Genomic DNA, 26263 nt, shown 5'->3' with positions numbered 1-26263 from the left:
TGTGCAGGGGAGATCAAGCCTTGAGCTTCGCCAGCAGTGCCGCCGCGGCCGCGGTTTCCGCGTCCTGCTTGCTCGTGCCCTGCGCCTCTGCGTCGGCGAAGCTGCCGATCGACACTTTCACGGTGAAGCGCGGCGCGTGGTTGGGGCCCGAGCGGTCGGTCACCACATATTCGGGCGGGCGGCGATTGTTCGCGGCCGCCCATTCCTGCAGCGCAGACTTGGGATGCCGCGGCGCGCTGGCGTGCGCGTCGATATGCCTGGCCCAGGCCTTGCGGACGAAGTCGCGCGCCGGTGCGAAGCCGAACTCGAGATAGAGCGCGCCGATCAGCGCCTCCATCGCGTCGCCCAGCACATTGTCGCTGTCCGCGGCACCGTCGCCGCGCGCCTGCTTGCCGAGACGGAGCAGCGGCGGCACGCCGACCTCGCGCGCGACGTCGGCGCACATCGCACCCGTCACCAGCGCGTTCAGCCGCCGCGACAACGCGCCCTCGGGTTCGCTGGCGAAGCGCTCGTACAGCCATTCGGCGATGGCGAGGCCGAGCACCCGGTCGCCCAGGAACTCGAGCCGCTCGTAATTCTCCGCCGCCTGGCTGCCATGCGTCAGCGCACGCTGATAAGGGGCCAGGTCAGAAGGGCGCTGGCCGAAAGTCTTCGCGATCCACTCCCCGAGGTCGGGAGCGCTCAAAAGCCTTCCCCGATGCGGCTCCAGCGCGCGGCGGTGAACCAGGTCCAGGGCAGGAACCAGTTGGCGCTGCCGTCGGTCGACCAGAAGCTCAGTACCGCTTTGCCCTCGATATTCTCGAGCGGGACATAGGAGATGCCCTGGCCCTCGGGCGGCTGCGAGAAGCGGCTGTCGGTCGAATTGTCGCGATTGTCGCCCATCAGGAACACATGGCCGGCGGGCACATGATAGACCTCGGTATTGTCCTGCGGGGTGAGCCCCTGGTCGAGCACATCATAACTCTTGCCGCCCGGCAGTGTCTCGCGGAAGCGCGGCAGCTTGCAGACCGCGTCGCCCTTGGCGCTCACGCTCTGGAACAGGGTGGGGCAGTTGGTGAAGTTCGGCGTGATCGGCAGCTCGAGATCGGCGACCTTCTGCTTGGGCACCGCCTTGCCGTTCAGGATCACCTGGCCGTTGACCACCTGGACGCTGTCGCCCGGCAGGCCGACGACGCGCTTGATCCAGTCCTCGCCATTATGGCCCGGCGCCTTGAACACCACCACGTCGCCGCGTGCCGGCGTGCCCGGGAAGATGCGGCCCGGGATCAGCGGCAGGCTCCACGGCAGCGAGTGCTTGGAATAGCCGTAGTTCCACTTGGTGATGAACAGATAGTCGCCGATCAGCAGCCGCGGCATCATCGATTCCGACGGGATCGAGAAGGGCGAGAAGATGAAGCTGCGCACCACGAACACGATCAGCGCCAGCTTGACGAGGAAGACGCCAAGCTCCTTCCACTCGTTCTTGGGCTTGTCCTCCACGGCCGCCTTGGCGGGGGTGGCGGGCTTGTCGTCGAGGGAATCGGCAGGCGTGTTTTCCATGGGGTGCTGCTCTGCTTGGGCCGGGCGGTGAGGTCAAGCCGATGAATGGAGTGGCGGTGGAGAGAATGGGACGATAGGGGCAACTTGTCGCAATTGGAGATGAACATGAGCTTGCCCGACTGGTCCGCCGTTAAATCGCTCGAAGCCTCGACGCTGACCGAGCTGTTCGCGCGCGACGCCGATCGTGTCGCCAAGCTTTCCGCCGACGTCGCCGGCATCCACTTCGACTGGTCGAAGACGCACCTGACGCCCGAGCTGATCGGCGCCTTCTCGAAGATTGCCGCCGACATGGGCCTGGTCGCCAAGCGCGACGCGCTGTTCGCCGGCGAGAAGATCAACGTCACCGAAGGCCGCGCGGTCGAGCACACCGCCGAGCGCGGCGAAGGCTCGCCCGACAGCGTCGCCCGTGCCCAGGCCTATCACGCCCGCATGCGTGCGTTGATCGACGCGATCGAGGCCGAGGCGTTCGGCCCGGTGCGCAGCATCATCCATATCGGCATCGGCGGCTCGGCTTTGGGCCCGGACCTGCTGGTCGACGCGCTCGGCCGCGACGCCGATCGCTATGAAGTCGCGGTGGTCTCGAACGTCGACGGCGTCGCGTTGGAGACCGCGCTCGATCGCTTCGATCCTGCCACCACGCTGATCGCGATCGCCTCGAAGACCTTCACCACCACCGAGACGATGCTCAACGCCGAGAGCGCGATCTCCTGGCTGATGCAGGGCGGGGTCGCCGATCCGTACGGCAAGCTCGTCGCGCTCACCGCGGCGCCGGAAAAGGCGATTGCCTTTGGCATCGACGAGACGCGTGTGCTGCCCTTCAACGAATCCGTTGGCGGGCGCTATTCGCTTTGGTCGTCGATCGGCTTCCCGGCAGCGCTGGCGCTGGGCTGGGACGCGTTCGAGGAACTGCTCGAAGGCGCGGCCGAGATGGACCGCCACTTCCGCCTCGCCCCGTTCGAGGCGAATGCCCCGGTCCTCGCCGCCTTTGCCGATCTCTATTACACGCAGGTCCGCGGCTGCGAGACGCGCGCCACCTTCGCCTATGATGAGCGCCTTGCGCTGCTGCCGAGCTATCTCCAGCAGCTCGAGATGGAATCGAACGGCAAGCGCGTGACCGCCAAGGGCGAGCCGGTGACCTATCCGACCGCGCCGATCACCTGGGGCGGCGTCGGCACCGATGCCCAGCATGCGGTGTTCCAGCTGCTCCACCAGGGCACCCGCCTGGTGCCGCTCGAGTTCATCGGCTCGATCGAGCCGGGCGATGGCCTGGCCGAGGAGCATCACCGCCAGCTGCTGCTCAACATGTTCGCGCAGGGCGCGGCGCTGATGGCCGGCCGCAAGAATGACGATCTGGCGCGCGACTATCCGGGCGACCGCCCGTCGGCCACGCTGCTGCTCGACACCGTCGATCCGCGTACGCTCGGCGCGATCCTCGCATTCTACGAACAGCGCACCTTCGTGAACGCGGTGCTGCTCGGCATCAACGCGTTTGATCAGTTCGGCGTCGAGCTCGGCAAGGAAATGGCCAAGGCGGCGGGTGCGGGTGGGGAGGGATTCGATCCCTCGACCGAGGACCTGATCGCGCGGGCCTTCAAGTGAGCGACGACGCGTATATCTACGACGAGGCGAGCGGGGAGTGGATCCCCGCCGCCGAGGCCGCTGCCAAGGCCAATGCGGCCGAGACGGTCGAGGTCCGCGATTCGGTCGGCAACCTGCTGCAAGATGGCGATCAGGTCACGCTGATCAAGGACCTGACCGTCAAGGGCGCCGGGCAGACGCTCAAGCGCGGCACGCTGATCAAGTCGATCCGCCTGACCGGCGACGCGCAGGAGATCGACTGCAAGTATGAAGGCATCAAGGGCCTGGTCCTGCGCGCCGAGTTCGTGCGCAAGCGCTAGGCCCTAGCCGGCGCCCTCGAGCGCGAATTCGCCGACGATCACGGTCACGCACTTGCCGCCCAGGATCACCCGGTCGCCGGCGAGCCCGCAGGCGATATGGCCGCCGCGCGCCGAGGCCTGATAGGCGCTGAACGTGTCGCGGCCGAGGCGCCCGGCCCAATAGGGCGTCAGCACCGAATGCGCCGAGCCGGTGACCGGATCCTCGTCGATCCCCGCCGCCGGCGCGAAGACGCGGCTGACCACGTCGGTATCGGTGCCCGGCGCGGTCACGATGTTGAGCGTGTCGCCGATCGCGGCGAGCTTGCGGAAATCGGGCTTGAGCGCGAGCACCGCCTCGGCGCTTTCCAGCACGGTCAGGTCATAGCCATTGGGATGGCGCAGCGTCTCGCCGATGCCGACGCCCAGCGCTTCGAGCAGGCCGGGCACCTCGGCGGGCTCGGGCGGATAGGCGGGCAGCGCCATCGCATAGGAATCGCCGTCACGGCGCACTTCGAGGATGCCGGCCTTGCGGGTGCGGAAGGTCACGCGCTCGCGCGCCGGATCGGCCGACAGCACGAAATGGCCGCTCGCCAGCGTGGCATGGCCGCACAGCGCGACTTCGACGGCGGGGGTGAACCAGCGCAGCTCGAAATCGGCCTCGCCGCTCGCATCGGGAATGATGAACGCCGTCTCGGCGAGGTTGTTCTCCGCCGCGATCGCCAGGAGCGTCTCGTCGGGCAGCCAGGCCTCCAGCGGCATCACCGCGGCCTGGTTGCCGGTGAAGGGACGGTCGGCAAAGGCATCGATCTGGGCGAAAGGCAGGGTCACTCGGCGTCCTTCAACAAATTGGCTTCGGTCATCGGGTTTTCGGGTTCGTCGACATGGCCGTCCGGGTCGACATGGATCAGGATCTCGGTGCCCGGAAAGGCCGCGCCCAACTCGGTCTCCAGCGCCTCGACCACGTCATGCGCCTGGAGGATCGTCATCGCCGGGTTCATCGAGATGTGGAACTGGACGAAGTCGCGATTGCCGCTGGAGCGGGTGCGCAGGTCGTGCAGGCTCCGGAGCGCCGGATTGCGCGCCGCGACCTCGACAAAGGCGCGGCGGCGCTCCTCGGGCCATTCCTTGTCCATCAGCTGGTCGATCGCGGCTTCGCTGGCGCGCCAGGCGCCAAACAGCAGCCAGAAGGCGATGGCGATGCCGAACACCGGGTCCGCGCCGCGCAGGCCCCAGGCATCGAGCGCGAGCGCGGCGATCACCGCGGCGTTGAGCATCAGGTCCGAGGTATAGTGGATCCGGTCCGCGCCGATCGCGACCGAGCCGGTCTGGTCGATCACATGCTGCTGATAGCGGGTGAGCGCGAGCGTGACGACGATCGCGATCATGCTGACGATGATGCCCGATTCGGGCGAAGCCGAGACATCGCCGGTCTGCAGCCGCTCGATCGCGCGGATCAGGATGGCGAGCGCCGAGATGGCGACGACCACGACCTGGAAGAGCGCGGCCAGTGCCTCGGCCTTGCCATGCCCGAAGCGGTGATTCTCGTCGGCCGGCTGCGAGGCCCAGTGGACGCCGCCCAGCGTGACCAGCGAGGCAAACAGGTCGAGCACCGAATCCGCCAGGCTGGCGAGCACGGCGACCGACCCGGTCGTCCAGGCGGCCCATGCCTTGAGCGCGCCCAGCAGGATCGCGGAGCAGACGCTGGCGAGCGCGGCGCGGCGGGCGAGGTTGTTCATCGCCAGGAGCTCATGGATATAGCAGGCCCTCGGACCAGCCGGCGCCGGCGCGGGTGAACAGCCGGCGCTCGTGCAGCCGGTGGGCACGGTCCTGCCAGAACTCGATTCGCGTCGGAGTGACGCGGTAGCCGCCCCAGTGCGGCGGGCGGGGCACGTCCTGGCCCGCGAACCGTGCCTTCACGTCCTCGAAACGGGCTTCGAACGTCTCGCGGCTGTCGAGCGGGTGGGACTGGTCCGATGCCCAGGCGCCGAGCTGGGAATCGCGCGCGCGGCTGGCGAAATAGGCGTCGCTCTCGGCATCGGTGGCGAAGCTGACGCCGCCCTCGATGCGGATCTGGCGGCGCAGCGACTTCCAGTGGAAGAGCAGGGCGACCTTCGCGCCTTCGTGCAGCTCCTGCGCCTTGCGGCTTTCGCGGTTGGTATAGAAGACGAAGCCGTCCGGTCCGTGGCCCTTCAACAGGACGATGCGGGCGGAAGGCTGGCCGTCCGCGCTCACGGTCGCCAGCGTCATCGCATTGGAGTCGTTGGGCTCGCTTTCCCGCGCTTCCCGGTACCAGCTGTCGAACAGTTCGAACGGATCGGTGCTCATGGCCCGGGGCTCTACGCCTCCCCCGAACGGGTGTCGAGGAACGACTCCTTTGCTGGCACATTGAATCGGCTTCGCAACGAGGAGAGCGAGATGGCGGCGCGCGCCTATTGGCAGGGACAGATACGGCTGGCGCTCGTGTCGATCCCGGTGGAGATCTACACCGCGACCAAATCGGGCGCGCAGATCAGCTTCCACCAGATCCACGAGCCGAGCGGCAAGCGCATCAAATATGAGAAGGTCGCCCCTGGCGTCGGCGCGGTCGAGCCCGAGGAGATCGTGAAGGGGTTCGAGGTCGAGAAGGGCGAATATGTCCTGCTCGAGCAGGACGAGATCGATGCGGTGAAGCTCGAATCGAAGAAGACGCTCGAGCTCACCCAGTTCGTCGATGCCGACGAGATCGACGTGCTCTATTACGAACGCCCCTATTTCGTCGTGCCCGCCGACGACCTGGCCGAGGAAGCGTTCATCGTGCTGCGCGAGGCGTTGCGGCGCACCCGCAAGGTGGGGCTGGGCCAGCTGGCGATGCGCGGGCGGGAATATGTCGTCAGCCTCAAGCCGTGCGGGCGCGGGATGGTGCTGGAGACGCTGCGCTATGCCGATGAGGTCAACAAGGCGCAGGGCTATTTCCGCGACATTCCCGACGACGCGCCCGATCCCGAGCTGCTCGGGCTGGCCGAAAGCCTGATCGAGAAGAAGGTCGCGGCCTTCGATCCGAAGAAATTCCACGATCGCTATGTCGATGCGCTCAAGGACCTGATCGCGCGCAAGCAGAAGGCGAAGGGCAGGAAGATCATCGAGGATGCGGGCGACGGCAAGGAGAGCCGCGGCTCGAACGTGGTCGACCTGATGGCGGCGCTCAAGAAATCGCTGGAGAAGCCCGAGGCGAAGGCGAGCCGGGCGGCGAAGGCCAAGCCGGCGGCCAAGGCCCCGGCGAAGAAGCGGGCGTGAGGATGTTCCTCGTCACCCCGGCGAAAGCCGGGATCTCGTGCGGCAGGCGTTCGCTCCATAACAGGGAGATCCCGGCTTTCGCCGGGATGACGGATTGATGGCCAAGTCCCCCGATCTCCTCGCCAAATACAACGCCAAGCGCGACTTCGCGAAGACGGCGGAGCCGGCGGGCAAGCTGGCCAAGGGCGGCGGGCACCGTTTCATGGTGCAGAAGCACGACGCGACCCGGCTCCACTGGGACTTCCGGCTGGAGATCGACGGCGTGCTCAAGAGCTGGGCGGTGACGCGCGGGCCGAGCCTCGATCCGGACGAGAAGCGGCTGGCGGTGCGCACCGAGGACCATCCGCTTTCCTATGCCGATTTCGAAGGCGTGATCCCCAAGGGCGAATATGGCGGCGGCACGGTGATGCTGTGGGATGAGGGGACCTGGGCACCGATCAAGGGCAAGAGCGAAAAGGACCTGGAGAAGGGCCATCTCCACTTCACCCTCGACGGCGACCGGATGCGGGGCGAATGGCTGCTGATCCGGCTCAAGCCGCGCGGCAAGGAGAAGTCCGAGAACTGGCTGCTGCGCAAGATCGACGACGAATATGCCGGCGCCACCGACGCGCTGGTCGAGACCGCGCTCACCAGCGTGAAGACCGGGCGGACGATGCAGGAGATCGCGGAGGGGAAGCCCTCTAAAATCCTCCCCGAGCTTGCTTCGGGGAGGGGGGCCGCCGGCCGAAGGCCGGGGGTGGAGGGGCGCGACGGTGTAACCGGCGCGAAGCGCGCCGGCCCCTCCACCGCCGCTTCGCGTCGGTCCCCCTCCCCGAGCAAAGCTCGGGGAGGAATGAAGTCGCCCGCATTCCAGAAGCCCCAGCTAGCGACGCTGGTCGACACCGTGCCCGCCGGCAACCAGTGGCTGCACGAGGTGAAATATGACGGCTATCGTGCGCTGCTCAGCATCGGCGCGGGCGGCCCGAAGATCTACACCCGCACCGGGCTCGACTGGACCGATCGCTTCCCCGGCATCGCCGAAGCCGCGGCCAGCCTGCCCGGCCCGGCGCTGATCGACGGCGAGATCGTCGCGCTGAAGGACGGAAAGCCCGATTTCTCCTCGCTCCAGGAAGCTTTGTCCCATGGCGGCGAGGGGCTGGTGATGTTCGCCTTCGACCTGCTGGAAGCGGGCGGCGAGGACCTGGGCAAGCTCCCCCAGCTCGCCCGCAAGGAACGGCTGCGCGCGCTGCTGGAGGGGGCGGATGCCCGCATCCACTTCTCCGAGCATGTGCTGGGCAGCGGCGAGAAGCTGTTCGAGACGATGTGCCGCGAAGGCTATGAGGGCGTCGTCTCCAAGCGCGCCGACGCGCCCTATCGCGGCACCCGGACCAGGGCCTGGCTCAAGACCAAGTGCATCCGCCGCCAGGAGTTCGTGATCCTCGGCTGGCTGCCGTCGAGCGCGAAGGGACGCGGCTTCCGCTCGCTGCTGCTCGGGCTAAACGGGCCGGACGGGCTCGTCTATGCCGGCAAGGTCGGCACCGGGTTCAGCACCGACACGCTGCATGCCCTGCGCGAGCGGCTCGACGGGATCGCCGCCGACAAGCCGGCCGCCAAGGTGCCGAAAGCCGAAGCGCGCGGCGCGCATTGGGTGCAGCCAAAGCTGGTCGCCGAGATCGCCTTTGCCGAATTCACCGCCGAGAATGTCGTGCGCCATGCCAGCTTCATCGGCCTGCGCGAGGACAAGAAGGTGAAGGACGTGGTGGCGGAGAGGCCCGCCAAGCTACCGGAAACGCCCGCTTCCGCCGTGAAGATCAGCAGCCGCGAGCGGGTGATCTTCCCCGGCGACGATCTCACCAAGGGCGACCTTGCCGACTATTATCTCGCCACCGCGCCGATCACTTTGCCCTGGCTCGCCAACCGGCCGATCAGCCTGGTGCGCTGCCCGCAGGGCCGGGCGCGGCAATGCTTCTTCCAGAAGCACGACGCCGGCAGCTTCGGCGACCATGTCCACCATGTCGATATCCGCGAGAAGGACGGCTCGGTCGAACCCTATCTCTATCTCGACGACGCCGACGGGATCATGGCCTGCGTCCAGATGGGGACGATCGAGTTCCACGGCTGGGGCAGCCTGGTCGCCGATGTCGAGAAGCCCGACCGGCTGGTGTTCGACCTCGATCCCGACGAGGGGCTGGGCTTCGAGGACGTGAAGAAGGCGGCGGCCGACATCAAGGAGCATCTCGCCGAGCTCGGGCTGACCAGCTGGCCGCTGCTTTCGGGCGGCAAGGGCGTGCATGTGGTGGTGCCGCTGACCCCTAAAGCCGAATGGCCCGCGGCGAAGAGCTTCTGCGAGCGTTTCTCCCGCGCGCTGGCGGAGGCGGAGCCCGAGCGCTTCACCGCCAACCTCAAGAAAGCGAGCCGCAAGGGCAAGATCTTCATCGACTACCTGCGCAACCAGCGTGGCAGCACGGCGGTGCTGCCCTATGTCGCCCGCGCCCGCGAAGGCGCGCCGGTGGCGGCGCCGGTGACGTGGAGCGAGCTGCGCGACATCGACAGCCCCAGGCATTTCTCGATCCGGGACAGTGCCGAGCTGCTGGCGCGCGCCACCGGCCGCGCGCTGCAGGGCTGGGGGCTTGCCGAGCAGGTGCTGCCGGACGTTTGAGATAGCCCGCAACTGGTTGAAACTCCGTCTGGACGAGGTCCCAAAGCTGGTTAATCCTCCCTATTCCAAAATGCGCAAATAGGGGGATGTATGCGCTCCAGGCTTCTTATGACCGCGGCCGTCGCCGCGGCGTTCACCGTGCAATCGGCCCATGGCCAGGCAGTGACCTATGCCCATATCGACGAGGTCAAGCCCGCGCCGGTGGCGCAAAAGCCGGCCGCCACCGACGACACGCCCGAGGAAATCGCCGAGGATGCGGCGCGCGACCTCAAGGATACCCGCTTCTACAACAAGCCCGGCGCCACGCGCGCGCAATATGACGCCGACTGGCAGGATTGCCGGCTGATCGCGCGGGGATCGCGCACGCCGGGCGGCATGATCCCGGTCTATTACAATCCGCAGATCATCTCGCCGGTCGCGGCGGGTGCGGGCGGGCTGATCGGCGGGCTGATCGGCAGCGCGATCTCGCAGGGCAAGCAGCGCCGCGCCAATCGCCGCGCCTGCCTGCTGATCAAGGGCTGGCGGCTGATCGACGTGCCCTCGGACACCGCCGCGAAGGTCGGCGCGATGACCGATGCCCAGCGCAACGACTATTTCAACTCGATCGTCGGCGCCCAGCAGGTGATGGGCGGGATCACCGAGCGCACCAGCTTCACGGTGGGCCCCGATCGCAAGCTCAAGCTCGATGCGCCGCTGACCGGGCCGGGCACGCTCTATCTGGGCAAGAAGGCGGATCCCAAGGTGCCCGTGGTGGTCGCGCCGGGCGAGGCGGTGCTGGTCTTCGGCTTCCGCCGCCCCGACGAGGGCAGTGCCGGCAAGTCGGGCAATTTCTCGATCACCCGCTACGACGTGAACGTCCGCGACCTGCTCTACCGGCCCAGGGACTGGAAGAAGACCGGCGACACGACGACCTATACGCTGAACGCCAGGAGCAGGGATCGCAAGGCGCTGTACGAGGTGCATGCGATGCGGATCACGCCGGGCGATTATGTGATCTCGTCGAGCGCGGCGGGCAATCTGCCGAGCTCGAACACCTATTGCTTCGGCGCGCCGACCTTCCATGTCGAGGCGGGCGACACCGTCTATCTGGGCGATTTCGTGCCCTATATGGGCGTGGGGCTGGCGAATGGCGAATGGCTCAACGCCATGGCCTGGACCTCGCATATCGAGGATGCGCGCGGCGTGCTGAGCGCCGGCCAGCCCGCGCTTGCCGCATCGCTGAAGCCCGCGCCGCTACGCGACCGCGCCACCTATAGCTGCTCGGCGATGACCATGGATCGCTGGGACCTGCCCGGGGTCGAGGACCTGCCCGAGCTGCCGCCCCAGCCGGTCGCGGCGCCGGCGCCCGCTCCCGCCGCTGCGGTGGCGACGCCGGCCACGCGCTGAACCGGTGCGCGGGGCCGGGGGTCGCCGATCCTCAGCCCCGCGCGCGCAGCCAGACCCCCAGCCGGGTGCGGATCGGCACGTCCCAGAAGCGATAGGCCAGCCAGGCCACCAGCAGCAGCAACGGCACCAGCGCGGTGCCGATCGCGAGCAGCTGGCCCGTCGATGCATGCCCCGTCGCGACGAAGTTCATCCAGAGATAGAGGAATGGGAAATGGGTGATGTAGATCGGGTAGGAGATGCGCCCGCTCGCCTTGCATAGCCAGAGCATGCCGCGCCCCGCCTCGGAATGGCGGCCCGCGACGAGGATCGCGGGAAAGATCAGGATGACCACCAGCGCCTCGTAGAGCCCGTTGATCTTGATCCCGCCCACCGGCGGCAGCGTCGGCGCGGCGATCGCGGCGAGCATCGCGATCGACAGCGGCAGCCAGCCGATCCTTATGTCGGGCAGCCGGTCGCGCACCCGGTACAGCCACAGTCCGGTGAGGAACGGGAAGAACAGCCGTACCGGCGCCATCCAGAAGGTCTCCCAATAGGAGCCCTGGTCGATCGTGCCGTGCAGCGTCGCCCCGACCGCCAGCACCACGCCGCTCGCCACCGCCAGCAGCGCGAGCCAGCGCGCGCGCAGCCGGCGCAGCACCAGTGCATAGGCGAGGTTGCCGATATACTCCTGGAACAGCGTCCAGATCGGCCCATTGAGCGGGTGGGTGTCGGTCCAGCGATTGGCCAGCGGCCAGCTCGGCAGCGCGAACAGGCACAGCGCAAAGGCGCCCAGCACCGAGGCCAGCGGCACCGCCTGCAATTTGCCGGCAAAGGGATCGAACAGATAGCTCGCCAGCCCGAGCAAGGCGCCGAGGATCACCAGCGGGTGCAGCCGGATCAGCCGTAGCGCGATGAAGCGGCCGGTGGTCATCCGCTCCCAGCGATCGTCATAGGCATAGCCGATCACGAAGCCCGACAGCGCGAAGAAGAAATCCACCGCGAGCGGGGCGTGGTGCAGCACCACCTTGGCGCCGTCCCACATCACGGTGATGCCCTGGATGTGGAAGATCACCACGATCAGCGCGGCGGTCCCGCGCAGGCCGTCCAGGACTTCGAAATGTTCCTTGCCGGTGGCGGTCCGGTCGGGGGTTTCCGTGTCGATGGTCGCGGCGGCATCCCCTGCCGCCGGCGTTCCTGCGCGTTCCGTCACTAGCCTCTCCGCCCTGTTTGTGCGGATTGGTGTCGGGGTTCGATGAAAACCGCAAGCCCGATTGCCGCCGGGCTCAGACGCCCACCGTCACCCCGGCCTTGTGCCGGGGTCCACCAAGTCTCCCGCTCTGCCGGGCGAGCCTCCTGTCCAGCACCTGCCTCCCGGTGGACCCCGGCACAAGGCCGGGGTGACGCGGTATTTGCGGAAATCGCTCGCCACAGCCCCTGAACGTCGATGTCTCCTAAACCTGCCCCGCCGCCTCCAGGATCAGGCGCGTGATCGCCTGGGGATGCGAGATCAGCGAGACATGGCTCGACTTGAGCTCGATCGTCGTCGCGCCCATTCGCTTCGCCATGAAGCGCTCGAGATCGGGGCTGATCGTGCGGTCCTCGGTCGAGACGGCATACCAGCTCGGCTTGCTGCGCCACGCCGCCTGGGTGGTTCGGCCGGTCAGCAGCAGCTTGTGGAAGGGCTGCTGCACCGCGAAGAGCGCCTTCGCCTTGCGGGGCGGCAGGTCGCCGGCGAAATCGCGCAGGAACGCCGTTTCGCCCAGCCGGCCCTCGTCGCCGTCATAGACGATGCCGGCGCTCGCCGGCGGCGTCGGGTATTTCGCGGCGAGCGCCGCATAATCCTCGCCGGCATCGGGCGCGCGTGCGGCGACATAGACCAGCGACGACACGTTCGGATGCATGCCCGCCTCGGTGACGATCATGCCCGAGAAGCTGTGCCCGGCCAGCACGGTCGGCCCGTCCTGGCGATCGAGCACCCGCGTCGCCTCGGCCACCGCGTCGGGCAGGCTGGTCAGCGGGTTCTGCACCGAGGTGACGTTGAGCCCGCGATCCTGGAGCAGCGGGATCACTTCGGACCAGGACGAGCCATCGGCGAACAGGCCGTGGACGAGCACCACGTTGCGCGCCTTCACGGGCGCGGGGCGAGCGAGCGCAGGGCCGGCCAGCGTTACGGCAAGCGAAGCAAGGGCGGCACGGGAAAAGCCGCGGCGGTCGAGCGGGATCGGGGGCATGGGGCGCAACTCCAATGGAGGGCGGGATGCTCGCGGATATGCGCCCGGAAACCGGTCTTCCCAATCATCCAAAGGTTTGCCGCCGCGCAACCGCGCTTGCGCAACGCGCATTCACGAGGAAGTGAAGATGTATTGCAAACGATTCTCAATAGTATTAGGGCCCTGCGCGACGTCGCCGGAAGCGTGACGCACCATCCGCAGGAAAAGGCATCCGCAATCTTGACGTTCAAGCTTACCCTCTCGCTCGGTGCCGCGCTGTGCGCGCTCGCTACGCCCGCCTTCGCCCAGACGGCGGACGCGCAGAAGCCGGCGGAGGATGGGGAGATCGTCGTCAGCGGCCGCTATACGATCCCCGACAAGATCGACACCGCGACCGGGCTGGGCCTTACCGTGCGCGAGACGCCGCAATCGGTGAGCATCGTCACCGCCCAGCGCATCCTAGACCAGAATCTGATCAGCGTCGCCGATGTCATCAACAACGCGGTCGGCGTCGCGGTCAACGAAGTCGATGACGTCCGCAACACCTTCTACGCGCGCGGCTTCGAGATCCGGAATACCCAGGTGGACGGCGTTCCGGCCGCCTGGACGCTCGCCGGCGGTAATGGCGAGACCAGCATCGACATGTCGATCTATGAGCGCGTCGAGATCGTGCGCGGCGCGACCGGCCTGCTCTCGGGCGCCGGCGATCCCTCGGCCTCGGTCAACCTTGTCCGCAAGCATGCCGATGCGAAGGAATGGACCGGCTATGTCGACGCCAGCGCCGGCAGCTGGAACACCTATCGCGTCTCGGCCGATGTCGGCGGCGCGCTCGACGCGGATGGTCGCATCCGCGTTCGCGCGGTGGGCCGCTACGAGAATGGCAAGAACTTCACCGATCTGCTGCACACCAAGAAGTACGTGCTCTACGGCGTGGTCGATGCCGATGTGACCGACACCACGCTGGTCCGCGCGGGCATCAGCTATCAGGACACCAAGCCCAAGGGCGCGACCTGGGGTGCGCTGCCGACCTTCTACAATGACGGATCGGTCACCACCGACCTGGACCGCTCGCAGACCACCGCGGCCGACTGGACCTATTGGAACTCGACCAACCGCAACATCTTCGCCACGATCCGCCAGGAGATCGGCGATCGCTGGAGCATCACCGCCAACTACAACCAGCTGCGCAACACCGGCGATACCCAGCTGCTCTACATGTACGGCACTGCCGATCGCGCGACCGGCACGATCGCCAGCAGCAACCCCTACAAGTCGAAGGGCGTGAGCACGCAGGAAAGCTTCGACGGGCAGATCAAGGGCAGCGTCAAGCTGTTCGGCCGCGATCACGAAGTCGTGCTCGGCGCGCTGCACAGCGTGCTCAACCGCTACACCGACAATTTCGTGGCGCCCTATACCGAGAATAACCCGGCCTGGGGCACCGGGCTGAACTCCTGGGCCACCAACGTGCCCGTCCTGGGCCGCGAAGGCGCGCTCTTCCCCGAGCCGGTATTCGGCACCACGGCGGTGCGCAACGAGCAGGAGCGGATCGAGCAGACCGGCTATTATGGCGCGGTCCGCCTCAACATCGCCGATCCGCTCAAGATCATCGCCGGCGGCCGCCTCGCCAGCTGGCACCAGCGCGGCTTCGCGTGGAGCGGCTCGAGCAACTATGGCAAGAGCGACGAGTTCATCCCCTATGTCGGCGCGCTGCTCGACATCACTTCGAACCACCGGCTCTATGCGAGCTACACCCGGATCTTCCAGCCGCAGAACCTGCGCACCCGCACGCTCGAGCTGATCGCGCCGCTCGAGGGCAAGGCCTATGAGGTCGGCCTCAAGAGCGCCTTCTTCAACGATGCGCTGCAGACCTCGGTCGCGCTGTTCCGCATCGAGCAGGACAATGTCGGCCAGCCCGACATCATGGTCACCCCGCCGGGCGGGGGTCTGCCGCAGCAGACCTATGTCGCCGCGCAGGGCGTGACCAGCCAGGGCTTCGAGATCGAGGCGACCGGCAAGCTGCTGCCCGGCTGGAACATCAATTTCGGCTATAGCCAGTTCAAGGCCGAGGACCGCGACGGCGTCGCCGCCAATACCGAGCAGCCGCGCCGCCTGCTCAAGCTGTTCACCACCTACACGCTCGATCGCTTGACCTTCGGCGGCGGCGTCAACTATCGCAGCGAAGCCTATACCGTCGCAGCCAACCCGGTCACCGCCGCGCCGTTCCGCTTCGAGCAGGGCGGGTTCGCGCTGGTCAACCTGATGGCGCGCTATGCGGTGAGCGACAATCTGTCGGTCCAGGCCAATGTCGAGAACCTGCTCGACAAGACCTATTACAGCCAGATGGGCACGTTCAGCCAGTATCGCTACGGCGCGCCGCGCAACTTCACGGTCGGCGCCAGCTACCGCTTTTGATAAGGGGGCAGGGAGGCGTGTCCGGCGCCTCCCTCGTCCCAAGCGAGGAGAGTGACGATGAAGAAGCTTCTGCTTGCCGCCGCCGCGATGCTGATCGCCGCCCCGGCCGCCGCGCACGAGATCTGGGTCGAGCATGACGGCAAGGGCCCGGCGCGCATCTATCTGGGCGAGCCCAACGAAGCGGTGCCCGCCCAGGGCGACCCCGAATTCCCCAAGCTGCAAAAGCCGCAGCTGGTCGGCAGCATGGGGGCGCTCACCCGCCGCGCCAACCATATCGAGGCCGCGATCCCGGGCACCGGCGATGTCCGCGTGCGCGACGATGCGGTGTTCGAGCCCTGGCAGGCGGGCGAGGCGAAGCAGGGCGCGATCTTCTACGCCCGCGCCGGCCGCAGCGAGACCAGCCACAAGCTCGATCTCGAGCTGGTGCCGGTGGCGGCGAACAGCGACCAGTTCACCCTGTTCTTCCGCGGCAAGCCGCTTGCCGACGCCAAGCTGTCGATCATCACTCCCGATCGCTGGCAGAAGAGCTTCGTCACCGATGCCGCGGGTCGCATCACCGTGCCGCAGCTCGGCGCCGGCCGCTACCTGGTCAGCGCCTCGCACACCGAGACCGCCCCGGCGAAGCTCGGCGGCCAGGACGTGGCCAGCGTGATGCACATCTCGACGCTCACCTTCGTCCGCTGAACCGCAACGGGATGCGTGCACGGCATGGCCGTACGTACGCATCCCATGTTGCCACGCAGCAGCGATTGCCCCACTAGTCGCCCCGTATAGCTGGGGACGAAAGCTTGGCGAGCAGCGCCGCACCTCTGTTCGACGCGGGAACGATCGCCGATCGGTGGATCGCGGACTATTGCGCGTCCGCCCCGCGCGACGACGTGCTCTGCGCGCGCGCCGCCGCCGGAGATGCCTGGTCCGCCGTGTTCGAGGAACTGGCCGGGCTCGCCGGCGACAATCTCGAGACCGCCCGCGAACGCGCGCATCGCCATGCCGAGGATATCGGCACCGGCTTCCGCATCGCCGGCGAGGGCGAGGAGCGCCCCTGGCCGCTCTCGCCGATCCCGCTGCTGATCCCCCAGGCCGAATGGGACGGCATCGCTACCGGCATCGCCCAGCGCGCCGAGGTGATGGAGCAGGTGCTCGCCGATCTCTACGGCCCGGGCAGGCTGGTCGCCGACGGGCATGTCCCCGCCGCGCTCGTCACCGGCAGCCCCTTCTTCCTGCGCCCGCTCACCAATTCGGTGCCGCCGGGCGGCTATCATCTCCAGGCGCTGGCGATCGACCTGTGCCGCGGGCCCAACGGCGAATGGCGCGTGCTCGCCGATCACCTGCGCGCGCCCGCCGGCGCCGGCTATGCGCTGGAGAACCGGCTGGCGATGGCGCAGACGCTGGACGGGCTCCAGACCCGGCTCAACATCGCCCGCCACGCGCCTTTCTTCGCGGCCTTCCGCGAGGGGCTGGCCGCACGCTGCCGCCGCGCCGAGCCGCGCATCGCCTTGCTCACCCCCGGCCGGCTCAACCCGAGCTATGCCGAGCAGGCGCATCTCGCCCGCTATCTCGGCTGGCTGCTGGTCGAGGGCGCCGATCTCGCGGTGCTCGACGACAAGCTCTATGTCCGCACCATCGCCGGATTGAAGCGCGTCGACGCGCTGTGGCGCCGGCTCGATCCGCGCCTGCTCGATCCGCTCGCGCTCGACAGCCATTCGACGATCGGAGTGCCGGGGCTGGTCGATGCGATGGTCGCGGGCAATGTCGTCATCGCCAATGCGCCGGGCGCCGGGCTGCTCGAGGCGCCCGCCTTCGCCGCCTTCCTTCCGCGGCTCGCCGAGCTGCTGACCGGCGAAGGGCTCAGGCTGCCCAATATCGCGACCTGGTGGTGCGGGCAGGACGATGCCCGGGCGCATGTCGAGGCGGAACTCGACCGGCTGCTGGTCAAGTCCGCCTTCGGCGTCCCGCCGCTCGGCCTGCCCGGCGCCAAGGCGGTGCTGGGCTCGGCGCTGCAGGGCGAGGCGCGCGCCGCGCTGCTCGCCGACATGGCGCGCCGGCCGCAGGATTATGTCGGGCAGGAAGTCGTCCATCTCTCGACCATGCCGGTGGTCGCCGAGGACCGGCTCGCCGCGCGGCCCTTCACCCTGCGCGTGTTCGCCGCGCGTGGACCCGATGGCGCCTGGACGGTGCTGCCCGGCGGCTTCGCCCGGATCGGCGAGCATGCCGATGCCCGTGCCGCGGTGATGGGCGAGGGCATGTGGTCCGCCGATGTCTGCGTCCATGGGCCCGATCCGGTCGAGCCGGTGTCGCTGCTGCCTTCGGGCGATTCGACCCAGCTGCGCCGCAACCCCGGCACCCTGCCCAGCCAGGTGGCGGACAACATGTTCTGGCTCGGCCGCTATCTCGAGCGCGGCGAGGCGCAGCTCGGGGTGATCCGGGTGCTGCTCGGCAATTCGATCAGCGCGGATACCGGCGCCGCGCTCGCCGCCGATACGGTGCGCAAGCTGATCGACATCCTGGTCCGCAGCAACGCCGCGCCGGTGCCGGGCGGCCTCAAGCGCTCCGATCTCACCCAGCTTGCCCGGACGGCGCTGGAGGATGGCGAGGGCTGGTACAGCGTCGCGTCGATCAACGCCCAGGCGCGGCTGATCGGCCAGGTCTCGCGCGATCGCCTGGCCGCCGACATGGTCCGGCTGCTCGACGCGCCCTTCCCGACGCGCGGCACGCTGCTCGAAAAGGCCGGCTCGCTGCAGCGGCGCTATTCGGCGCTGGCCGGGCTCGCCGCCGAGCATATGGGCCGTACCGATGCCTGGCGATTCCACGATATGGGGCGCCGCGTCGAGCGGGCGGTGGCGACGCTCGCGTTCCTGCGCGCCTTTGGCCGGGCGGATGCGACCAGCGACGATCTCGGCACGCTGCTCGACCTGGCGGACAGCCAGATCAGCTATCGCCAGCGCTATCTGACCGGGATCGCCCGTGTGCCGGTGCTCGATCTCGTCACGCTCGATCCGGGCAATCCGCGCGGCATCGCCTATCAGGTCGCGGCGATCTCGGGCCATCTCAACAAGCTGCCGGTGCTGTCCGATGATGGCCTGGCCGAGCCGCAGCAGGAGCAGGCGCGCGAACTGGCCGCCATCCTGGTGACGTCGAACGCGATGCGCACCGACGACGCGCTGCTCGCCGTGCTCGAGCAGCGCCTCGCCAGTCTGTCGGACGCGATCGCGCGCCGCTATTTCCTGCAAGGGTCGGAGCCGCTGCGCGCCGCCGGGCTCGTCCTCGCCTGATGCTCTACCGCATCCGCCACGTCACCCGGTTCGACTATGCGCAGCCGGTCGGCTTCGCGCGCTGCAATCTGCGGCTCAAGCCGATCCTGTGGTCGGGCCAGGAAGTGCTCGACTATGCGCTGTCGGTCGAGCCGGGCGGGCGCACCTTTCCGGCGCGCGCCGAAGCCGGGCTCGCCAATGTCGTGCGGCTGGTTATGGAGAACGCCACCAGCACGCTGACGATCGAGAGCAGCGCGCGCATCCGGGTCGAGCGCCCGATCCCGGTGCCGTCGCCGTCCGATCCGACGCTGGCCGGGATCGCGCGGCTGGCGCGGGAGAGCCGCGATGCCTCGCCGGCCAGCCCGGCATCCTATCTCTTCCCCTCGCCGCAGATCCCGCTCGACGGCGCGATCGCCGAATGGTGCGCGCCCGACCTGTCGCCGGATCGCGGCGTGCTCGAAGCCGCCTATGCGCTCGCCACCCGCATCCAGCGCGAATTCGATTTCGATCCCAGCGCGACCCTGGTCGATACGCCGCCGCGCGCCGCCTTCGACAAGCGCCGGGGGGTCTGCCAGGACTTCGCCCAGATCATGATCTCGGGCCTGCGTGCCGCCGGGCTGCCCGCCGCCTATGTCTCGGGCTATCTGCGCACCCTGCCGCCGCCGGGCCAGCCCCGGCTGGTCGGCGCCGATGCCACTCATGCCTGGGTGCTGGTCTGGGCCGGGCCCGATCTCGGCTGGGTCGGCGTCGATCCCACCAACGGCATCTGGATGGCCGAGGATCATGTCGTGATGGCGATTGGCCGCGACTATGCCGAGATCGCCCCGATCGACGGCATCGTGCTCGGCTCGGGCGCGCAGGACATGCATGTGTCCGTCGATGTCGAGCCGCTTGAGGAAGCGGGCACCTAATTCCCCTCCCTTTCTCTGCTCCCCGGCGAAGGCCGGGGTCCAGGGTAACAGAGCCATGTCCCTTGCGGCCCTGGGCCCCGGCTTTCGCCGGGGAAGCACTGGAACAGTCGGCTTTCTCGCGGGCGGGAGTTTTATCCGCAACTCTTGCGTTAGGAACCAGACACGCCGAAATACGGCGCGTCCAAAGGGGTTTTGATGGCTGCTGATCCGTATTCCGTCCTGAATGTCGCACGTGGCGCGAGCGAGGCCGATATCAAGAAGGCCTATCGCAAGCTCGCCAAGGAGCTGCATCCGGACCGCAACAAGGACAATCCCAAGGCGGCGGAGAAGTTCAGCCAGGTCACTCAGGCCTATGACCTGCTGACCGACAAGGACAAGCGCGCCCGCTTCGATCGCGGCGAGATCGATGGCGAGGGCAATCCCGTGAACCCGTTCGGGGCCGGCTTCGGCGGTGGCTTTGGCGGGGGCAATCCCGGCGCCGGCCAGGGCGGTTTCCGCGCCGATTTCGGCGGCGGCGATGGCGGTGGCTTCGGCGACATCTTCGAGGGGCTGTTCGGCGGCATGGGCGGCCGGCGCGGTGGCGGCGGCTTCTCGGGCGGCTTCGGCGATTTCGGCCGGCGCGCGGCGCCCAAGGGCGCGAACGTGGCCTATCGCCTCGCGGTGTCGTTCGAGGATGCGGCGAAACTGGCGCCGCAGCGGATCACGCTGCGCGACGGCAAGACGCTCGACCTCAAGCTGCCCGCCGGCGTCGAGACCGGCACCCAGATGCGCCTCGCCGGCAAGGGCGAGGAAGGTGCCGGCGAGCCCGGCGATGCGATCGTCACGATCGAGATACAGCCGCACCGTTTCTACGAGCGCCAGGGCGACGATATCCGGCTCGACCTGCCGGTCACGCTGTCGGAAGCCGTGCTCGGCGCCGAAGTGCGGGTGCCGACGCCGGACGGCGCGGTGATGCTCAAGGTTCCCAAGGGCTCGTCCTCGGGCAAGGTGCTCCGTCTCAAGGGCCGCGGCTTCCACAAGAAGGCGCCAGGAACCGGTGGCGGCCGCGGCGACCTCCTCGTCACGCTGATGGTCGAGCTGCCGGTAAATGACGATGCGCTGATCGAGTTCGCCCAGGGCTGGACCGACAAGGGGAACCCGCGTGGCCGCATGGGCGTCTAACGCCTTGTGACGACAGGGGAAGATACGGGCGCCGCACAGGCGAAGCCGGGGCTTGGATCCCGCATCCTCGGCCTGCTCGCCCGCATCGGCCTGGGACCCAAATTCTGGCATGTCACCAAGCGGGTGGTGATCGGCACGTTCAACGACGGCTTCACCTATGCCGGCAACCTTGCCTATCTCAGCCTGGTAACGCTCTTCCCCTTCTTCATCGTCGCGGCGGCGATCGCCCAGCTGTTCGGCCGCAGCTCGGAGGGGATCCACACGCTCGAGGCCTTTCTCCACACCGTGCCGCCCGACGTGGCGGACCTGCTGCGCAAGCCGGTGTCCGACGTGCTGATGGCGCGGACGGGCAATCTGCTCTGGTTCGGCGCGATCGTCGGGCTGTGGACCGTGGCCGGCTTCATCGAGACGATCCGCGGCATCCTGCGCCAGGCCTATGGTGTCCGCTCGAGCACGCCCTTCTGGCAATATCGGCTGGGGGCGATCGGGATGATCATCGCCTCGGTGATCATCACCATGGCGGCGTTCAGCTTCCAGGTGATCCTCACCGGCGTCGAGCAGTTCCTCTACAATATCTTCCCCTGGGCGTCCGAGGCGCAGCGCATCGTCTCGCTCAGCAAGATCGCCCCGGCGATCGCGCTGTTCGGCGCGCTCTACATCCTGTTCTACTCGCTCACCCCCAGCCGATACCGGAAGAGCAAATGCCCGAAATGGCCGGGCGCGCTGTTCACGGCGGCCTGGTGGCTGCTGGTTACCGCCCTGTTGCCCAAAATCCTCGGTACGCTGGGAAATTACGATCTGACCTATGGAAGCCTTGCAGGCGTGATGATCGCACTGATCTTCTTCTTCCTCGTTGGGCTGGGGCTGGTAGTCGGCGCCGAGTTGAACGCGGCTCTGGCGGAAACGCCCGAAACGGGTCTAGAGGAGCCGCGTAAGAATGGAGAATAGTGCGTCGTGACCGGATTGATGCAGGGCAAGCGTGGGCTGATCATGGGCCTCGCCAATGACAAGAGCCTCGCCTGGGGCATCGCAAAGCAGTTGCGCGAGCAGGGCGCCGAGCTGGCGTTCAGCTATCAGGGCGATGCGCTGCTGAAGCGCGTGAAGCCGCTGGCCGAGCAGCTGGGCTCGGACACGCTGATCGATTGCGACGTGTCGGACATGGACGCGCTCGATGTGGCGTTCGACACGCTCAAGGCGAAGTGGCCGACGATCGACTTCGTCGTCCATGCGATCGGCTTCTCGGACAAGTCGCAGCTGCGCGGCAAGTTCTACGATACCACGCTCGACAACTTCCTGATGACGATGAACATCTCGGCCTACAGCCTCGTCGCCGTCGCCAAGCGCGCGCGCGCGATGATGCCGGAGGGCGGCTCGATCCTCACGCTGACCTATTACGGCGCCGAGAAGGTGATCCCGCACTATAACGTGATGGGCGTCGCCAAGGCCGCGCTGGAGACCAGCGTGAAGTATCTCGCGGTCGACATGGGTCCGGAGAATATCCGGGTGAACGCGATCTCGGCCGGCCCGATCCAGACGCTGGCGGCGCGCGGCATCGGCGACTTCAACTATATCCTCAAGTGGAACGAGCTGAACTCGCCTTTGCGCCGTACGGTGACGATCGAGGACGTTGGCGGCGCGGGCCTGTACCTGCTTTCGAATCTCTCCGCTGGCGTGACCGGCGAAATCCACCATGTGGATGCGGGCTACAATGTGATCGGCATGAAGGCCGAGGACGCGCCGGACATCGCGCTCTCGTGAGCATCGTCGTGCGCCCCGCTACCGGCGGGGACGTGGCGGCGATCGACGCGCTGCTGCGCCGTTCCTTCCCGGCGGAGGACGAGGCGCGGCTGGTCCAGCGGCTGTGCATCGACGGCGACATGGTGCTGACGCTGGTGGCCGACGACGAGGAAACCGGCGCGCTTGCCGGCATGGTCGCGTTCAGCCGGATGGACGTCACCATCGCGGACAAGCCGATCGCGGCAGTCGCACTGGCGCCGCTGGCGGTGGAAAAGGCCTGGCGCCAGCAGGGTGTCGGCGAGGCGCTGGTCCAGGCCGGGATCGCGCAGCTGCAGGCGGCCGGCGCGATGCTCTGCTTCGTGCTGGGCGAGCCGGGCTATTATGAGCGTTTTGGTTTCGTGGCCGAATGGGCGCAGGGATTTGCCTCGCCCTATGCCGGTGAGTATCTGATGGCGTTGCCGCTCCAGGGCGGCGCCATGCCGTGCGGGGTGCGCGGCGCCGCGACGCATGCATCGGCGTTCGCAGAGCTGGGCCGCGATGTTTGAGCTGAACGCCAATCTCTTTCTGTTTGTCTTGCCGCTCTCGTGGGGGGTGGATCGGTTGGTCGTGAGCCGCAAATCACGGGTGCCGACAGGGCCGGCCTTGCTGCAGGCCGCGAGAGGGCTGCCTGGATTGTATATTCTGGTCCTCTTCCCTTGGGCCGCCTTGAACTTGCTCGATCTTTCCTTCTTCTCACTGGCCGGCTTTGGCGTTTTCGCGCTCTCTTTGGTGGTCGCCATCCCCGTGCTTCTCGCTTTCAAAACCTTGTGGGATCGGACAGTAGCAAGGCGATGAGCTACAATACCTTCGGACGCGTCTTCCGCTTCACCACCTGGGGCGAGAGCCATGGCCCGGCGCTGGGCGTCGTCGTCGACGGGTGCCCGCCGGGGATCGCGCTGTCCGAAGCCGATATCCAGCCCTATCTCGACAAGCGCCGTCCCGGCCAGTCGCGCTTCACCACCCAGCGGCAGGAGCCGGACCAGGTCCGCATCCTCTCCGGCGTGTTCGAAGGGCGGACGACGGGAACGCCGATCAGCCTGATGATCGAGAATGTCGACCAGCGCTCCAAGGACTATTCCGAAGTCGCGGTCGCCTATCGCCCCGGCCATGCCGATTATGCCTATGACGCAAAATACGGCTTCCGCGACTATCGCGGCGGCGGGCGCAGCTCGGCGCGCGAGACGGCGGCGCGAGTGGCGGCCGGCGCGATCGCCCGGCTGGTCATTCCCGAAGTGACGATCACCGGCTGGGTCGAGGCGATCGGCCATGCGCCGATCCTTTATTCGCGCTTCGACGCCGCCGAGATCGACCGCAACGCCTTCTTCTCGCCCGATGCCGAAGCGGCGGCCCAGTGGGAGGCGCTGGTCGACGCGGCACGCAAGGCCGGCTCGTCGCTGGGTGCCACGGTCACCTGCGAGGCGACCGGCGTGCCGGCGGGCTGGGGCGCGCCGCTCTATGCCAAGCTCGACAGCGAGCTTGCCGCCGCGATCATGTCGATCAACGCGGTGAAGGGCATCGAGATCGGCGACGGCTTCGCCGCCGCGCTGGCGACCGGTGAGGCCAATGCTGATCCGATGCGTCCCGGTGCCGATGGTCCCGAGTTCCTTGCCAACCATGCGGGTGGCATCGCCGGCGGCATCTCGACCGGCCAGCCGGTGCGGGTGCGCGCGGCGTTCAAGCCGACCAGTTCGATCCTGACGCCGGTTGAGACGATCAACCGCGCAGGCGAGGCAGCCGAGATCCGCACCAAGGGTCGGCATGATCCGTGCGTCGGCATTCGCGGCGTGCCGGTGGTCGAGGCGATGATGGCGCTGGTCCTGGCCGACCAGAAGCTGCTGCACCGCGCCCAGGTCGGCTGATTCGTTCGGTAACCGCGGAAACCAGTTCAGGCTTCGAAAGCCGGCCGGATCGGCGAATTCGGCCGGCTTTTACTTGTCTGCCACATTTCGGCCCATCTCTCTTCCGGCTCTGTTCGCTGCCCAGCCGTGTGCCTCGCAGGGCTGGCTGAAACGCTTGGAAACAATCCAGACATGCGCAACCGCTCCAACGGTCCTCGGCAAAAACCGAAGGAGGATTGCCCAGTTATGTTGCTCAAAACCCTGATCGGCGCCGCGGCGCTGCTTGCCGCTCCGGCGGCCTTCGCCCAGACCACCACTCCTACCGATCCGTCCACCACGACGACGCCGACCGAGACGCCCGCCCCTGCGCCGGCGCCCGATCCGAGCGCTACTGCGCCGGCACCTGCGCCGGACGCCAGCACGGCCACGACGGCCCCGGATCCCGCTGCTCCCGCCGAAGATGCCTCGGCATCGAACGAAGCGGACAAGCGGGACCGCAAATATGAGGGCAAGAAGAAGAAGCCCAACTAAGCCACAGGGCGTTGCGCTACCCGCTCTGGCCGGACGGGTAGCGCATAGCCTTGGTTCGATCCGTCCGCGAAGGGATTGCGGACCAGGCCAGATCAGTCCGCGAAAGGATCGCGGACCAGGATCGTGTCCTCGCGCTCGGGGCTGGTCGAGACCAGCGCCACCGGGCAGCGAATCAGCTCTTCCACACGGCGGATATACTTGATCGCGGCGGCCGGCAGCTCGGCCCAGCTGCGCGCACCCGCAGTGGTTTCCTGCCAGCCCGGCATCGTCTCGTAGACCGCTTCGACCGCGGCCTGATCGGCGGCGTTCGACGGGTAATAGTCGATCTCCTCGCCGTGCAGCCTGTAGCCGGTGCAGACCTGGATCTCGTCGAACCCGTCGAGCACGTCGAGCTTGGTCAGCGCGATGCCGGTGATGCCCGAGACCGCGGCCGACTGGCGCAGCAGCACCGCGTCGAGCCAGCCGCAGCGGCGCTTGCGCCCGGTGACGGTGCCGAACTCATGGCCGCGCGTGCCGAGCCGCTCGCCCACTTCATTGTCCTGCTCGCTCGGGAACGGACCCGATCCGACGCGGGTGGTATAGGCCTTGGCGATGCCCAGCACGAAGCCGACCGCCGCCGGGCCGATGCCCGAACCGGCCGAAGCCGTGCCCGCCACCGTGTTCGACGAGGTGACGAACGGATAGGTGCCGTGATCGATGTCGAGCAGCACGCCCTGCGCGCCCTCGAACAGGATGCGGCGGCCGCGCTCGCGCGCGGCATTGAGGTCGCGCCACACCGGCTTGGCGAAGGGCAGCACGAAACCGGCGATTTCCTCGAGCTGCCGGACCAGCGCGGCGCGGTCGATCGGGCCGACGCCGAAGCCGGCGCGCAGCGCGTCGTGATGCGCGAGCAGGCGATCGAGCTGCGGCTCCAGCTCGCCGAGATGCGCCAGGTCGCAGACGCGGATCGCACGGCGGCCGACCTTGTCCTCATAGGCCGGGCCGATGCCGCGGCGGGTGGTGCCGATCTTGCCGGCGCCGCTGGCGTCCTCGCGCAGACCGTCGAGCTCGCCGTGCAGCGGCAGGATCAGCGGGCAGGTATCGGCGATGCTCAGCGTGTCGGGCGTCACTTCCACGCCCTGGCCGCGCAGCTTCTCGATCTCGGCCTTGAGCGCCCAGGGATCGAGCACCACGCCATTGCCGATCACCGAAGGCGTGCCACGCACGATGCCCGACGGGAGCAGCGAGAGCTTGTAGACATTCTCGCCGACGACGAGCGTGTGGCCGGCATTGTGGCCGCCCTGGAAGCGCACGACCATGTCGGCACGCTCGGCGAGCCAGTCGACGATCTTGCCCTTGCCTTCGTCACCCCATTGGGCGCCGATAACCGCTACATTTGCCATGGATACACGTCTCCGCCTGCCGGGGCGGGCCACAAGCCGCCCTTCGACAGGACTCGGCGGCTGGGCGTTACGGGGGCACAGGCGCGGGGCGCCGAAGCC

At 67.9% G+C, this 26263-nt stretch carries 24 protein-coding genes; 16 read left to right on the top strand and 8 right to left on the bottom strand.

What is annotated here, in order from left to right:
- Positions 1-13: 13 nt before the first annotated feature.
- Positions 14-685 carry a ribonuclease III gene (gene rnc / locus AC1RJ5_RS13150; protein ID WP_269573493.1) on the bottom strand — a complete coding sequence of 224 codons (672 nt, stop codon included), beginning with the start codon at positions 683-685 and terminating at the stop codon, positions 14-16.
- On the bottom strand, positions 682-1539 hold the full coding sequence (gene lepB / locus AC1RJ5_RS13145; protein WP_342249645.1) for a signal peptidase I: 858 nt from the start codon (positions 1537-1539) through the stop codon (positions 682-684). The genes rnc and lepB overlap by 4 nt, the downstream gene beginning before the upstream one ends.
- A gap of 105 nt (positions 1540-1644) precedes the next feature.
- Here lepB and pgi point away from each other — a divergent pair, with 105 nt between their 5' ends.
- On the top strand, positions 1645-3138 hold the full coding sequence (gene pgi / locus AC1RJ5_RS13140) for a glucose-6-phosphate isomerase (RefSeq protein ID WP_493113718.1): 1494 nt from the start codon (positions 1645-1647) through the stop codon (positions 3136-3138).
- Positions 3135-3437 (top strand): alkylphosphonate utilization protein, encoded by a 303-nt coding sequence (locus AC1RJ5_RS13135; protein ID WP_269573496.1) that lies wholly within the window; start codon positions 3135-3137, stop codon positions 3435-3437. The genes pgi and AC1RJ5_RS13135 overlap by 4 nt, the downstream gene beginning before the upstream one ends.
- A gap of 3 nt (positions 3438-3440) precedes the next feature.
- Here the strand turns inward: AC1RJ5_RS13135 and AC1RJ5_RS13130 are convergent, their stop codons facing one another.
- From AC1RJ5_RS13130 to pdxH, 3 genes are read right to left on the bottom strand one after another with little or no spacing between them, the layout of a single operon-like run.
- On the bottom strand, positions 3441-4244 hold the full coding sequence (locus tag AC1RJ5_RS13130) for a PhzF family phenazine biosynthesis protein (RefSeq protein WP_269573497.1): 804 nt from the start codon (positions 4242-4244) through the stop codon (positions 3441-3443).
- Positions 4241-5152 carry a cation diffusion facilitator family transporter gene (locus AC1RJ5_RS13125; RefSeq protein WP_269573498.1) on the bottom strand — a complete coding sequence of 304 codons (912 nt, stop codon included), beginning with the start codon at positions 5150-5152 and terminating at the stop codon, positions 4241-4243. Before AC1RJ5_RS13125 ends, AC1RJ5_RS13130 begins: the two co-directional genes overlap by 4 nt.
- 10 nt (positions 5153-5162) lie before the next feature.
- On the bottom strand, positions 5163-5807 hold the full coding sequence (gene pdxH / locus AC1RJ5_RS13120; protein WP_446745971.1) for a pyridoxamine 5'-phosphate oxidase: 645 nt from the start codon (positions 5805-5807) through the stop codon (positions 5163-5165).
- A 24-nt stretch (positions 5808-5831) separates the two neighbouring features.
- Here pdxH and ku point away from each other — a divergent pair, with 24 nt between their 5' ends.
- From ku to AC1RJ5_RS13105, 3 genes are all read left to right on the top strand, one after another.
- Positions 5832-6689 (top strand): non-homologous end joining protein Ku, encoded by an 858-nt coding sequence (gene ku, locus AC1RJ5_RS13115; protein WP_269576544.1) that lies wholly within the window; start codon positions 5832-5834, stop codon positions 6687-6689.
- Positions 6690-6786: 97 nt separating this feature from the next.
- Positions 6787-9327, top strand: a complete 2541-nt coding sequence (gene ligD, locus AC1RJ5_RS13110; protein ID WP_493113715.1) for a DNA ligase D — start codon at positions 6787-6789, stop codon at positions 9325-9327.
- A gap of 108 nt (positions 9328-9435) precedes the next feature.
- A complete protein-coding gene (locus AC1RJ5_RS13105) occupies positions 9436-10713 on the top strand; it encodes a hypothetical protein (protein WP_493113713.1) in 1278 nt (425 codons plus the stop codon).
- Positions 10714-10744: 31 nt separating this feature from the next.
- Here AC1RJ5_RS13105 and AC1RJ5_RS13100 read toward each other — a convergent pair whose 3' ends face one another.
- Together AC1RJ5_RS13100 and AC1RJ5_RS13095 are read right to left on the bottom strand one after the other, a co-directional pair.
- Complete coding sequence (locus AC1RJ5_RS13100; protein WP_493113711.1) at positions 10745-11902, bottom strand: acyltransferase family protein; 1158 nt, start codon at positions 11900-11902, stop codon at positions 10745-10747.
- 241 nt (positions 11903-12143) lie between these two features.
- Entirely contained in the window at positions 12144-12923 is a 780-nt protein-coding gene (locus AC1RJ5_RS13095; protein WP_493113709.1) for an alpha/beta fold hydrolase, read from the bottom strand.
- A 219-nt stretch (positions 12924-13142) separates the two neighbouring features.
- On the opposite strand from AC1RJ5_RS13095, the gene AC1RJ5_RS13090 reads away from it, so the two are divergent.
- The 11 genes from AC1RJ5_RS13090 (at position 13143) to AC1RJ5_RS13040 (ending at position 24782) form a co-directional block, all read left to right on the top strand.
- Positions 13143-15314: a TonB-dependent siderophore receptor gene (locus tag AC1RJ5_RS13090; protein WP_269573504.1), complete on the top strand. Its 2172-nt coding sequence runs from the start codon at positions 13143-13145 to the stop codon at positions 15312-15314.
- 57 nt (positions 15315-15371) lie between these two features.
- Complete coding sequence (locus AC1RJ5_RS13085; RefSeq protein WP_269573505.1) at positions 15372-15998, top strand: DUF4198 domain-containing protein; 627 nt, start codon at positions 15372-15374, stop codon at positions 15996-15998.
- A 104-nt stretch (positions 15999-16102) separates the two neighbouring features.
- Positions 16103-18586: a circularly permuted type 2 ATP-grasp protein gene (locus AC1RJ5_RS13080; protein WP_493113706.1), complete on the top strand. Its 2484-nt coding sequence runs from the start codon at positions 16103-16105 to the stop codon at positions 18584-18586.
- The gene (locus AC1RJ5_RS13075; protein WP_342249633.1) at positions 18586-19476 is read left to right on the top strand and encodes a transglutaminase family protein; all 891 of its coding nucleotides are present in this window, start codon (positions 18586-18588) and stop codon (positions 19474-19476) included. Before AC1RJ5_RS13080 ends, AC1RJ5_RS13075 begins: the two co-directional genes overlap by 1 nt.
- Positions 19477-19671: 195 nt before the next feature.
- The gene (locus AC1RJ5_RS13070; protein ID WP_184162646.1) at positions 19672-20637 is read left to right on the top strand and encodes a DnaJ C-terminal domain-containing protein; all 966 of its coding nucleotides are present in this window, start codon (positions 19672-19674) and stop codon (positions 20635-20637) included.
- Between the two features lie 63 nt (positions 20638-20700).
- Positions 20701-21585: a YihY/virulence factor BrkB family protein gene (locus tag AC1RJ5_RS13065; protein WP_446745984.1), complete on the top strand. Its 885-nt coding sequence runs from the start codon at positions 20701-20703 to the stop codon at positions 21583-21585.
- A 6-nt stretch (positions 21586-21591) separates the two neighbouring features.
- Complete coding sequence (fabI, locus tag AC1RJ5_RS13060) at positions 21592-22395, top strand: enoyl-ACP reductase FabI (protein WP_269573510.1); 804 nt, start codon at positions 21592-21594, stop codon at positions 22393-22395.
- Positions 22392-22919, top strand: coding sequence for a GNAT family N-acetyltransferase (locus AC1RJ5_RS13055; RefSeq protein WP_269573511.1), 528 nt, complete (start codon positions 22392-22394; stop codon positions 22917-22919). The genes fabI and AC1RJ5_RS13055 overlap by 4 nt, the downstream gene beginning before the upstream one ends.
- Positions 22912-23208, top strand: a complete 297-nt coding sequence (locus AC1RJ5_RS13050) for a hypothetical protein (RefSeq protein WP_269573512.1) — start codon at positions 22912-22914, stop codon at positions 23206-23208. Before AC1RJ5_RS13055 ends, AC1RJ5_RS13050 begins: the two co-directional genes overlap by 8 nt.
- A complete protein-coding gene (aroC, locus tag AC1RJ5_RS13045) occupies positions 23205-24272 on the top strand; it encodes a chorismate synthase (RefSeq protein ID WP_342249995.1) in 1068 nt (355 codons plus the stop codon). Before AC1RJ5_RS13050 ends, aroC begins: the two co-directional genes overlap by 4 nt.
- Positions 24273-24497: 225 nt before the next feature.
- Positions 24498-24782, top strand: coding sequence for a hypothetical protein (locus AC1RJ5_RS13040; protein ID WP_269573513.1), 285 nt, complete (start codon positions 24498-24500; stop codon positions 24780-24782).
- Between the two features lie 92 nt (positions 24783-24874).
- On the opposite strand, the gene AC1RJ5_RS13035 is transcribed toward AC1RJ5_RS13040, so the two are convergent.
- On the bottom strand, positions 24875-26164 hold the full coding sequence (locus tag AC1RJ5_RS13035) for an adenylosuccinate synthase (RefSeq protein ID WP_269573514.1): 1290 nt from the start codon (positions 26162-26164) through the stop codon (positions 24875-24877).
- Positions 26165-26263 lie beyond the last annotated feature (99 nt).

The organism is Sphingomonas sp. GW822-FHT03G08 (assembly GCF_058801135.1).
Note: the sequence above shows the minus strand (reverse complement) of the source record. Positions and strands in the feature narration are given on the sequence as shown.